Annotated in this window: 12 protein-coding genes; 5 read left to right on the top strand and 7 right to left on the bottom strand. The window is 71.7% G+C overall.

The annotated features are described in order from the left end of the window. Positions 1 to 151: 151 nt before the first annotated feature. Both ACIRF9_RS26780 and ACIRF9_RS26775 read right to left on the bottom strand, forming a co-directional pair. Entirely contained in the window at positions 152 to 346 is a 195-nt protein-coding gene (locus tag ACIRF9_RS26780; RefSeq protein ID WP_403827140.1) for a hypothetical protein, read from the bottom strand. 123 nt (positions 347 to 469) lie between these two features. Beyond that, complete coding sequence (locus ACIRF9_RS26775) at positions 470 to 1414, bottom strand: ROK family protein (RefSeq protein ID WP_403827138.1); 945 nt, start codon at positions 1412 to 1414, stop codon at positions 470 to 472. A 235-nt stretch (positions 1415 to 1649) separates the two neighbouring features. Here ACIRF9_RS26775 and ACIRF9_RS26770 point away from each other — a divergent pair, with 235 nt between their 5' ends. The 3 genes from ACIRF9_RS26770 (at position 1650) to ACIRF9_RS26760 (ending at position 3917) form a co-directional block, all read left to right on the top strand. Next, positions 1650 to 2687, top strand: coding sequence for a LacI family DNA-binding transcriptional regulator (locus tag ACIRF9_RS26770; RefSeq protein ID WP_403827136.1), 1038 nt, complete (start codon positions 1650 to 1652; stop codon positions 2685 to 2687). A 16-nt stretch (positions 2688 to 2703) separates the two neighbouring features. Next, positions 2704 to 3441, top strand: a complete 738-nt coding sequence (locus ACIRF9_RS26765; protein WP_403827134.1) for a hypothetical protein — start codon at positions 2704 to 2706, stop codon at positions 3439 to 3441. 86 nt (positions 3442 to 3527) lie between these two features. Beyond that, on the top strand, positions 3528 to 3917 hold the full coding sequence (locus tag ACIRF9_RS26760) for a VOC family protein (protein WP_403827132.1): 390 nt from the start codon (positions 3528 to 3530) through the stop codon (positions 3915 to 3917). A 16-nt stretch (positions 3918 to 3933) separates the two neighbouring features. Here ACIRF9_RS26760 and ACIRF9_RS26755 read toward each other — a convergent pair whose 3' ends face one another. Beyond that, positions 3934 to 5238: a DUF6986 family protein gene (locus ACIRF9_RS26755; RefSeq protein ID WP_403827130.1), complete on the bottom strand. Its 1305-nt coding sequence runs from the start codon at positions 5236 to 5238 to the stop codon at positions 3934 to 3936. Between the two features lie 204 nt (positions 5239 to 5442). Between ACIRF9_RS26755 and ACIRF9_RS26750 the strand changes: the two genes are divergently transcribed. Beyond that, positions 5443 to 6360, top strand: coding sequence for an endonuclease/exonuclease/phosphatase family protein (locus ACIRF9_RS26750; protein ID WP_403827128.1), 918 nt, complete (start codon positions 5443 to 5445; stop codon positions 6358 to 6360). Between the two features lie 132 nt (positions 6361 to 6492). On the opposite strand, the gene ACIRF9_RS26745 is transcribed toward ACIRF9_RS26750, so the two are convergent. The 4 genes from ACIRF9_RS26745 to ACIRF9_RS26730 all read right to left on the bottom strand — a co-directional run bounded on the left by ACIRF9_RS26745 (position 6493) and on the right by ACIRF9_RS26730 (position 9659). Further along, positions 6493 to 7455 carry an electron transfer flavoprotein subunit alpha/FixB family protein gene (locus ACIRF9_RS26745; RefSeq protein ID WP_403827126.1) on the bottom strand — a complete coding sequence of 321 codons (963 nt, stop codon included), beginning with the start codon at positions 7453 to 7455 and terminating at the stop codon, positions 6493 to 6495. 51 nt (positions 7456 to 7506) lie between these two features. Then, positions 7507 to 8295: an electron transfer flavoprotein subunit beta/FixA family protein gene (locus ACIRF9_RS26740; protein ID WP_403827124.1), complete on the bottom strand. Its 789-nt coding sequence runs from the start codon at positions 8293 to 8295 to the stop codon at positions 7507 to 7509. 217 nt (positions 8296 to 8512) lie between these two features. After that, positions 8513 to 9022, bottom strand: a complete 510-nt coding sequence (locus ACIRF9_RS26735) for a flavin reductase family protein (RefSeq protein ID WP_403827122.1) — start codon at positions 9020 to 9022, stop codon at positions 8513 to 8515. Between the two features lie 223 nt (positions 9023 to 9245). Beyond that, positions 9246 to 9659 carry a TlpA family protein disulfide reductase gene (locus ACIRF9_RS26730; protein WP_403827120.1) on the bottom strand — a complete coding sequence of 138 codons (414 nt, stop codon included), beginning with the start codon at positions 9657 to 9659 and terminating at the stop codon, positions 9246 to 9248. A gap of 75 nt (positions 9660 to 9734) precedes the next feature. Between ACIRF9_RS26730 and ACIRF9_RS26725 the strand changes: the two genes are divergently transcribed. Further along, positions 9735 to 10151 (top strand): DUF4395 domain-containing protein, encoded by a 417-nt coding sequence (locus ACIRF9_RS26725; RefSeq protein ID WP_403827118.1) that lies wholly within the window; start codon positions 9735 to 9737, stop codon positions 10149 to 10151. Positions 10152 to 10188: the final 37 nt, after the last annotated feature.

The following is a 10188-nucleotide window of genomic DNA, read 5'->3' as shown; positions in this document are numbered from 1 at the left end:
CTCTGGGCATCCCCCGCCGACAGCGGCAGCCCGAGGACGCCTGACCGCTCCTCCCCCGACCGGCGGGGGGGGCCGCCGGCCCCCCAAGAACCCCCCCCCGGGGGGGGCCCCCGCCGCCACGGCCTCCCGCGTTCGGCGCCCCGCGCCGCCGTCAGACGCCCTGCCCCAGGGCGTCGTCGTCGATCTGCAGGCTTTCGCTTGCGACGGTGTGGTCGAGCGTGCTGAGGGTGTCACCGACGTTCAGGTCGCCGAGGTCCTCGGCGCCCAGACCGTGGGAGGGGGTGATGGCCGCGACGACGAAGCCGGTGGCGAGGGAGGCGATGGCGAGCATGCTGCGCTTCTTCATGCCCACTCCAACGGCGACGACGGGAGAGAGGTCACGCCCCTCGGCCGGAGTCGTACGTGCCGACCGAGGCGCCTGAACGTTCCTGCAGGACCCGCCCCCTGTGCGGGCCCCGGGACCGCGCCCTCACACCCGCGTGGTGGTCGCCCTCGCCAGCGCCGCCGCGGCCGCACCCACCAGCCCCGCGTCCGTCCCCATCTGGGCCGGGACCACCGTCAGGCGCTGGACGAAGGAGAGGGTCGCGTAGTCGCGAAGAGCGCGCCGCAGGGGCGCGAAGAGGATCTCGCCCGCCTTGCCCACACCCCCGCCGATCACCGCGATGTCGATCTCGACGAGGGTCGCGGTGGCGGCGATACCGGCGGCGAGGGCCTGGGCGGCGCGTTCGAAGGAGGCGACGGCCACCGGGTCGCCCGCGCGGGCTGCGGCGGCCACGGCCTCCGCGGAGGTGTCGCCGTCGGGGCCGGGCCGCCAGCCGTTCTCGAGGGCGCGACGGGCGATGTGGGGACCGCTGGCGATGCGCTCCACACAGCCGCGCGCCCCGCACGCGCACGCGTCACCGTCGAGGTCGACGCTGATGTGGCCGATGTGGCCGGCGTTGCCGGTGGGACCGGGGTGCAGACGTCCGCCGAGGACCAGGCCGCCGCCCACCCCCGTGGAGACCACCATGCACAGGGCGTTGTCATGGCCGCGAGCGGCGCCCTGCCAGTGCTCGGCGGCCGTGATCGCCACGCCGTCGCCGATCAGTTCGACCGGCAGACTGCCGGTGGCGGCACGGACCCGGTCGACGAGCGGGTAGTCGCGCCAGCCGGGCACGTTCACCGGGCTGACCGTGCCGGTGGAGGCGTCCACCGGGCCGGCGCTGCCGATGCCGACGGCGTACGCGCGCGGCCACAGCGGCGACGCGGTCAGCTCCTTCAGCACCTCCTCCACGGCCCCCATCACGGTGTCGCCGCCCTGCTGTGCGGGCGTGGGCCGCTGAGCGCGGACCAGGATCCTGCCGTCGCCGTCCACCAGCGCTCCGGCGATCTTGGTGCCGCCTATGTCGAGCGCGGCCACGAGGTCGGTCTGCATCAAAGTCTCGGTTCTCCCCGTCAACCTTGGAAAAGGGCCGGCCGGCCTGTGGTGGGGGACGTGGGCCGGAGTTTGTCGGTGGACAGTCTCTCCCGCATCTGACAACGTTGTCCAGGCTCTATGCTCGACGCCACATCCTCATACAAACCCGGGGACCCATCCACCCCGTCGGCAACATTGAGCGGACGACGGCGTGGAGGACGTCCCGTGGACGACAGGAACAGGACACCGCATCGTGCCCGAGACGCCCCGCCGCCCCGACAGCCGTTACGGCAACCGTCCCACCATGAAGGACGTCGCGGCACGCGCCGGGGTCGGACTCAAGACCGTCTCGCGCGTGGTCAACGGTGAGCCGGGGGTCACACCCGAGACGGAGCGCCGGGTGCAGGAGGCCATCGACGCGCTCGGGTTCCGCCGCAACGACAGCGCTCGTGTGCTGCGCAAGGGCCGTACCGCGAGCATCGGCCTGGTCCTGGAGGACCTCGCCGACCCGTTCTACGGTCCGCTCAGCCGCGCGGTGGAGGAGGTGGCCCGGGCCCACGGCGCGCTGCTGATCAACGGCTCCAGCGCCGAGGACCCGGACCGCGAGCAGGAGCTGGCGCTGGCGCTGTGCGCCCGGCGGGTGGACGGTCTCGTGGTGATCCCGGCCGGCGACGACCACCGTTATCTGGAGCCGGAGATCAAGGCGGGCGTGGCGACGGTCTTCGTGGACCGGCCGGCCGGGCAGATCGACGCGGACTGCGTGCTGTCGGACAACTTCGGCGGCGCTCGTGAGGGCGTGGCCCATCTCATCGCGCACGGGCACCGCAGGATCGGTTTCATCGGCGACATGCCGCGCATCCACACCGCCGTGGAGCGGCTGCGCGGCTACCGGACGGCGATGGAGGACGCGGGGATAGAGGTCGAGGACGCCTGGATGTCGCTGGGCACCACCGACCCCGAGCGGGTGCGCCGGGCCGCCGAGGAGCTGCTGTCCGCTCCCGAGCCGGTCACGGCGGTCTTCTCGGGCAACAACCGGGTGACGGTCACCGTGATCCGGGTGCTCGCGGAGCAGTCCCGGCGGGTGGCCCTGGTGGCCTTCGACGACCTGGAGCTGGCCGATCTGCTCCAGCCGGGGGTGACCGTGATCGCCCAGGACGCGGCGGCACTGGGCCGCACCGCCGCCGAGCGTCTGTTCCGGCAGCTGGAGGGCACGCTGGTGGCCCCCGAGCGCATCGAGCTGCCGACCCGGCTCATCGCCCGCGGTTCGGGTGAGCTGCCCCCGGCGGACTGAGGCAGACTGGACGGAGATGGACGGACGCCAGGAGCACCGCACGCTGGAGGCGCTGGGTCTGGGCCGGGCGCCGCGCGACCATCCGCTTCTCTACCCGGGTGTGTGGCCGGCCGGGTCGGGCCTGCTCGCCGGTGATCTGCTGCTGCCCCTGGACCGTCTCACGCACCCCGGCCGCAGCCCGGTGCTCGCCGTCGGCTCCAACGCCTCGCCCGCTCAACTGCGGTACAAGATGGCCGCGTTGGGGATCACCTCCCCCGTCCCGATGGTGCGGGCCCGGGTGACCGGCATCGGTGTCGGCGTCTCCGCGCACGTCAGCCTCCTGGGGTACATGTCCGCCTCCCCCGTCGACTCCCCCGGTGTCACCCGGGAGTTGTTCGTCATCTGGCTGGACGACGAGCAACTCACCGCGGTCGACGCGACCGAGCCGAACTACGACCGGGTGGTGCTGCCCGCATCGCGGTTCCGCGTCGAGCTGGAGGACGGCGAGACGCTCTCCGACGTGTTCTCGTACGTGAACCGGCACGGCGTCCTGCACAACGGCACCGGCGCCCCGCGCAGTCACCCCGGCCAGCGCACCCTGATCACCGAACTCCTCCTCGGATCACCGGCGTTGAGGCGGCTTTTCGGGGCGACACCGGAGGAGTTCGTCACCCGGGCCCGGGCCGACGCACTGCTCTGCCGGCAGGGCACACGGCTGTTCGCGGAGGAGAAGAGGGTGACGAACTCCGGCCTGGAACATCTGCGGTGTGGTTAGGATCGAGGCACGGCATCGCGTGTCGGTCACCGACCGGGTGAGGCATGGAGGTGCCCGTGAGATTGCCTTGCGGAGGCATTCCACACATGTCAGTCGAGTTGAACCACACCATCGTCCATTCCCGTGACAACCGGGAGTCCGCCGAGTTCCTCGCGCACATCCTCGGGCTCGAAGTCGGCACCGAGTGGGGCCCGTTCGTCCCGGTCGACACCAGCAATGGAGTCACTCTGGACTTCGCCACCATCCCGGCGGAGTCGATCGTCATGCAGCACTACGCGTTCCTCGTCTCCGACGAGGAGTTCGACGCCGCCTTCGACCGGATCGAGGCGGCCGGGATCACGTACTTCGCGGATCCGCACGGTCGGCAGCCGGGTGAGATCAACCACCACCACGGCGGCCGGGGCCTGTACTTCATGGACCCGGCCGGGCACGGGATGGAGATCATCACGCGCCCGTACGAGTTCCCCGAGCAGTAGCCCCGGGGGCCCTCGGCTACTGCGCCGAGGCCGTCAGATCGCCTCGCCGAGGTGCCGCGAAGCCCTCCAGGGCCGCCCGGGACAGCCCGGTCGCGTCGGTCACCTCGGCGAGATCGAGGGCGCCGCAGTCCAGGCCGCGCAGCAGGTAGCCGCTGAGGGCCTTGGCGGTGGCGGGTTCGTCCATCACGTCGCCGCCGGCCCGGTTGGCGTACCGGGACAGACGTTCGGCGGCCTGGGCGAACCCCTCGCGGTAGAAGGCGAAGACGGCGGCGTAGCGGGTGGGGATGTGGGCGGGGTGCATGTCCCAGCCCTGGTAGTAGGCGCGGGAGAGGGCGCGGCGGGTGAGGCCGTAGTGCAGGCGCCAGGCGTCGTGGACCTTCTCGGTCGGGCCGACCGGCAGCACATTGGTGGAGCCGTCCGAGACGCGTACGCCGGTGCCGGCCGCGGCGACCTGCATGACCGCCTTGGCGTGGTCGGCGGCCGGGTGGTCGCTGGCCTGGTAGGCGGCGGACACGCCGAGACAGGCGCTGTAGTCGAAGGTGCCGTAGTGCAGGCCCGTGGCCCGGCCCTCGGCGGCCTGGATCATGCGGGCGACCGTGGCGGTGCCGTCGGTGGCGAGGATGGCCTGGCTGGTCTCGATCTGGATCTCGAAACCGAGCCTGCCGGGCTCGAGCCCGCGCGCCTTCTCGAAGGCCTCCAGGAGCCGCACCATGGCGGTGACCTGCTCGGGGTACGTCACCTTCGGCAGTGTCAGCACCAGTCCGTCGGGCAGGCCGCCGGCCGCCAGCAGGCCGGTGAGGAAGATGTCGAGGGTGCGGATGCCCCGGTCGCGGACGGCGGCCTCCATGCACTTCATGCGGATGCCCGTGTACGGGGCCGCCGTGCCCTTCGCGTACGCCTCGGCGACGAGCCGGGCCGCCCGTGCTGCCGCCTCGTCCTCCTCGGCGTCGGGGCGGGGGCCGTAGCCGTCCTCGAAGTCGACGCGCAGGTCTTCGATGGGCTCGCGCTCCAGTTTGGCCCGCACGCGCGCGTACACGGGTCCGGCGAGCGCGTCGGACAGGCCCAGGCAGGCGGCGAAGGAGGCGGCGTCGGGGGCGTGCTCGTCGAGGGCGGCGAGGGCCCGGTCGCCCCAGGAGCGGACGGTGTCGGCGGCGAAGGCGTCGGCGGGGACGTAGACGGTGTGGACGGGCTGGCGGGTGCCGGGGTCGCCGGGGTAGCAGCGGCCGAGTTCGGCGTCGACCGGGGCGAGGGAGGCGCTGATCTCCTCGCTGACGGCGCCCGCGAGGCTGGTCGCCACCGTCTCCTGCTGGCCCTGACCCATCCCACACCCTCCTGTTTTCCGCTGTACGGAATCAACAATCCGTAGAACGAAGCTATCCGTGGCCCTTCCGGTGGGTCAACACCCTGTCCACGCGGTGAACACCCCGTCCACTCGGTGGTCCGGGTGTGATCACTTCCGCACCTTCCCCCTCTTCCGCACAGACCCGCACACCTTCATCCTGGCTCACGAGGCGAGGGGGCACACATGACAGGCACCGCGGGGCCGAGCCGGCGGACGGGACTGAGAACGATGGTCGCGGCAGCCGTCGCCGTCCCCCTGCTGGCCGTGGTCGGGGCCGACCAGCCGCGCCGCGCGACCCCGTCCACGCCCCGGAAGCCGGCCCCCGTTCCCCCGCTGCGGATCATGACGTTCAACCTCCGGGTCCCGGTCGACCAGGGCCTCAACAGCTGGGTCCACCGCCGCCCGGTGATGCGGGCGCTGTTACGGAGGACCGCCCCGCATGTCATGGGCACCCAGGAGGGCCAGTTCTCGCAGATCCAGAACGTCTGGGCCGACTTCGGCCCGCACTACGACTGGATCGGCACCCCGGGCGCGGGCGACGAGGAGTCGGTGGCGATCTACTACGACGTCCGCCGGCTCGAGCCCCTGGAGCACGATGTGTTCCGGCTCTCCGACACGCCGACCGTGCCCGACTCGAACACCTGGGGCGCGGCCTACCCCCGCCTGGTGACCCGGGTCCTGTTCCGCGACCGGCTGGACCCGGAGCGGGAGTTCCACGTCCTCAACACCCACCTCGACCACCGGAGCGAGTACGCGCGTGTGCGTGCCGCCGCCCTCATCGCCGAGCGGATCACAGGTCTCGGCCCCTCCCGCCCCGCCCTGCTGACCGGCGACTTCAACGCCGTCGCCCACACCGACACGGCGTACCGGACCCTGCTGGACTCCGGCCTCGTCGACACCTGGGACACGGCGGAGCGGACCGGACCGGTGTTCGGGACGTTCAACGGCTGGCGGCCGCCGAAGCCCGACGGCGACCGCATCGACTGGATCCTGGCGACCCCGGGCGTCACGGTCCACCGGGCGTGGGCCGACCCGTTCACCGTGGACGGCCGGTATCCGAGCGACCATCTGCCGGTGCTGGCGACGGTGAGCCTGAAGTGAACGACCGAGGCCCCCGCGACCGGTGCGGTCACGGGGGCCTCGTACTGCCTACGGCGATCAGGCGGTCTCGTACGGCCCGACGGCGACCGGGCCGTCAGACAGACGATCGCGCGCGATCGGCCGTTCGGGTGATCAGCCCTTGCGGGTCTTGATCTCCTCGGTGAGCTGCGGGACGACGTCGAACAGGTCGCCGACGACGCCGTAGTCGACCAGGTCGAAGATCGGGGCCTCGGCGTCCTTGTTGACGGCGACGATCGTCTTCGAGGTCTGCATGCCGGCGCGGTGCTGGATCGCGCCGGAGATGCCGTTGGCGATGTACAGCTGCGGCGAGACGGACTTGCCGGTCTGGCCGACCTGGTTGGTGTGCGGGTACCAGCCGGCGTCCACCGCGGCGCGGGAGGCGCCGACGGCCGCGCCGAGGGAGTCGGCGAGGGCCTCGATGATCGCGAAGTTCTCCGCGCCGTTGACGCCACGGCCGCCGGAGACCACGATCGCGGCCTCGGTCAGCTCCGGACGGCCGGTCGACTCACGGGCCGTGCGGCCGGTGACCTTGGTGCCGGTGGCCTGCTCGGAGAAGGAGACGGACAGGGCCTCGACCGCACCGGCGGCCGGGGCGGCCTCGACGGCGGCGCTGTTGGGCTTGACCGTGATGACCGGGGTGCCCTTGATGACACGGGACTTGGTGGTGAAGGACGCGGCGAACACCGACTGGGTGGCCACCGGGCCCTCGTCGCCGGCCTCGAGGTCGACGGCGTCGGTGATGATGCCGGAACCGATGCGCAGCGCCAGACGGGCGGCGATCTCCTTGCCCTCGGCGGAGGAGGGGACCAGGACGGCGGCCGGGGAGACGGCGGCGACGGCGGCCTGCAGCGCGTCCACCTTCGGTACGACGAGGTAGTCGGCGTACTCGGACGCGTCGTGGGTGAGGACCTTGACGGCGCCGTGCTCGGCGAGCGCGGCGGCGGTGTTCTCGCCACCGGCACCGAGCGCGACGGCGACGGGCTCGCCGATGCGGCGGGCGAGGGTCAGCAGCTCGAGGGTCGGCTTGCGGACGGCACCGTCCACGTGGTCGACGTAGACGAGGACTTCAGCCATGGGATTGCTCTCCTGCGAAACGAAGTTGAGGGGCGGTCGGCGTGTCGAGCCTTAGATGAACTTCTGGCTCGCGAGGTACTCGGCGAGCTGCTTGCCGCCCTCGCCCTCGTCCTTGACGATCGTGCCGGCGGTGCGGGCCGGGCGCTCGGCCGCGGTCTCGACCTTGGTCCAGGCGCCGTCGAGGCCGACCTCCTCGGCGTCGATCTCGAGGTCCTCCAGGTCCCAGGACTGAACCGGCTTCTTCTTGGCCGCCATGATGCCCTTGAAGGACGGGTAACGGGCCTCGCCCGACTGGTCGGTGACCGACACGACCGCCGGCAGGGAGGCCTCGAGCTGCTCGGAGGCGGCGTCGCCGTCGCGGCGGCCCTTGACCGTGCCGTCCTCGACCAAGACCTCGGAGAGCAGCGTGACCTGCGGGACGCCCAGGCGCTCGGCGACCAGGGCCGGGACGATGCCGGCGGTGCCGTCGGTGGAGGCCATGCCGGAGACGACCAGGTCGTAGCCGGCCTTCTCGATGGCCTTGGCCAGCACGAGGGAGGTGCCGATGGCGTCGGTGCCGTGCAGGTCGTCGTCCTCGACGTGGATCGCCTTGTCGGCGCCCATGGACAGCGCCTTGCGCAGGGCGTCCTTGGCGTCCTCGGGACCCACCGTCAGGACGGTGATCTCCACGTCGTCGTCGGAGTTCTCGGAGATCTGCAGCGCCTGTTCGACGGCGTACTCGTCGAGTTCGGAGAGCAGACCGTCCACGTCGTCCCGGTCGACGGTCAGGTCATCGGCGAAGTGCCGGTCGCCAGTGGCGTCGGGCACGTACTTCACAGTGACAACGATCCTCAAGCTCACGCCGGCTCTCCTACTGCATCGTCAGTTCTCGGCTGCCTTCTTCAGGCAGCATAGGCGCCACAAACGGCCGATCCCGATCGGGGCGGCCCGCGCCCCGAACGAAATATTACTCGTCAGTACAGCCAGTTCTTGCCCACTAAGCAAGCGCTTTGAACTGTGACCTCTGCAACGCAGCGTAACCGGAACTCGACGGCTTCGCAGGAGAGCCGGTCAGTGATCAATCCCGCAGAGCGTTGAACCGGCCCTGGTGGTAGAGCAACGGCCGGCCCGCGCCCGCGGGGTCACCCAGGACGACCTCGGCCAGCACGATCCGGTGGTCCCCGGCGGGCACACGCGCGACAACCCGGCACACCAGCCAGGCGAGCACGTCGTCGAGGACGGGAACGCCCTCGGGGCCCTCGCGCCACGCGGTGGGCGCGCCAAAGCGGTCGGCGCCGCTGCGGGCGAAGGTCGCGGCCAGCTCCTCCTGGTGCTCACCGAGCAGATGTACGCCCACGTGCTCCGTCCCGGATATCGCGGGCCAGCTGGAGGCTCCCGTGCCGATGCCGAAGGAGAGCATGGGGGGCTCCGCGGAGACGGAGGTGAGGGAGGTGGCGGTGAAACCGACCGGGCCGGACTCACCGGGAGCGGTGATCACGGCCACTCCGGCGGCATGCCGCCGGAAGACGGAACGCAGGAGATCGGGAGAGGCGAGCTGAGGGGTGCCGAGGTCGGGCGAGGCCGTCATGGAGTTGTCGTCCTTCTGGAGGGAGCGGCGGGAGGGTCGGCGGGGGCTCAGCGGCCCGGACAGCGCGCGCTCGCGGTACGGGCCAGGTCGACGTGGACCCGCCCGTAGAGAAGGAGTTCCTGAGGCATACGGTCAGGCTGACGATGGATGGCGCGCACAGTCAAGTACGTTCCGGTATCCGGGAGGCCGTCCGGCAGGTGACCCACCGTCCCCCGACGGCCCGTCACACCGCCTCCCCCAGGGCCGCTATGACGTCGGCCTTGCGGGGCTGACCGGTGGCACGCCGTACGACACGGCCGTCGGCGTCGAGGACCAGGACGGTCGGGGTCTTGAGGATGTCGAGCTCGCGCACGAGCTCCAGGTGGTCCTCGGCGTCGATCTCGATGTGGGTGACGCCGGGCACCATCTCCGCGACCTCGCCGAGCACCCGGCGGGTGGCTCGGCAGGGCGCGCAGAAGGCGCTGGAGAACTGCACGAGCGTGGCCCGGTCCCCCAGTTCACCGCCCAGCCGGTCGGCACCGAGCCGCTTTCCGTCGTCGCGCCCGCGCACGCGCACCCTCCCGCTCCGCCGCCGGTGCAGCACTCCGTAGGCGCTCGCCGCCGCGAGCACCGCCACGCACACCACCAGTCCGGTCATCAGCTCCTCCAGCGTTCACGAGACTGCAAAGATTCCCGACCCCAGGAATCGTTTCCGCTGCGGAATGCTTGATTCATGGACATCGATGTGAGGGGCCCGCGCTTCGGGGCCGCCGTCACGACCGTAGTGCTGGCGGTCGTTCTGGTCACGGGCAGCGCCTGGCTGCTGGCCTGGCAGACGCTGGCGTTCGCGCTGGGCGCGGCGGGCGGGGTCGGACGCTCGCCGTACGGCTGGGTGTTCCGCGGGGTCGTACGGCCGCGCATCGGCCCGCCGACGGAGTTCGAGTCGCCCCAGCCGCCGCGGTTCGCGCAGGCGGTGGGGCTCGTCTTCGCCGGTGTGGGCCTGCTCGGATTCACGCTGGGGCCGGACTGGCTGGGGCTCGCGGCGACCGGTGCGGCACTCGCGGCCGCCTTCCTCAATGCCGCTTTCGGGTACTGCCTGGGGTGCGAGATGTACCTGCTCGCGCGGCGGGTGACGGTGCGGACGGAGTAAACGCGGCGCAAAAGACCGAGGTGGATCACGGGGGCCG

This window comes from Streptomyces sp. NPDC096132 (assembly GCF_044763345.1).
Lineage (GTDB): Bacteria > Actinomycetota > Actinomycetes > Streptomycetales > Streptomycetaceae > Streptomyces.
This window is presented reverse-complemented; position numbering and strand designations above follow the sequence as displayed.

Coding starts and splice junctions, on each gene's coding strand:
- ACIRF9_RS26780 (WP_403827140.1), bottom strand. CDS start 346: ATGAAGAAGCGCAGCATGCTCGCCATCGCCTCCCTCGCCACCGGCTTC.
- ACIRF9_RS26775 (WP_403827138.1), bottom strand. CDS start 1,414: ATGCAGACCGACCTCGTGGCCGCGCTCGACATAGGCGGCACCAAGATC.
- ACIRF9_RS26765 (WP_403827134.1), top strand. CDS start 2,704: ATGGACGGACGCCAGGAGCACCGCACGCTGGAGGCGCTGGGTCTGGGC.
- ACIRF9_RS26760 (WP_403827132.1), top strand. CDS start 3,528: ATGTCAGTCGAGTTGAACCACACCATCGTCCATTCCCGTGACAACCGG.
- ACIRF9_RS26755 (WP_403827130.1), bottom strand. CDS start 5,238: ATGGGTCAGGGCCAGCAGGAGACGGTGGCGACCAGCCTCGCGGGCGCC.
- ACIRF9_RS26750 (WP_403827128.1), top strand. CDS start 5,443: ATGACAGGCACCGCGGGGCCGAGCCGGCGGACGGGACTGAGAACGATG.
- ACIRF9_RS26745 (WP_403827126.1), bottom strand. CDS start 7,455: ATGGCTGAAGTCCTCGTCTACGTCGACCACGTGGACGGTGCCGTCCGC.
- ACIRF9_RS26735 (WP_403827122.1), bottom strand. CDS start 9,022: ATGACGGCCTCGCCCGACCTCGGCACCCCTCAGCTCGCCTCTCCCGAT.
- ACIRF9_RS26730 (WP_403827120.1), bottom strand. CDS start 9,659: ATGACCGGACTGGTGGTGTGCGTGGCGGTGCTCGCGGCGGCGAGCGCC.
- ACIRF9_RS26725 (WP_403827118.1), top strand. CDS start 9,735: ATGGACATCGATGTGAGGGGCCCGCGCTTCGGGGCCGCCGTCACGACC.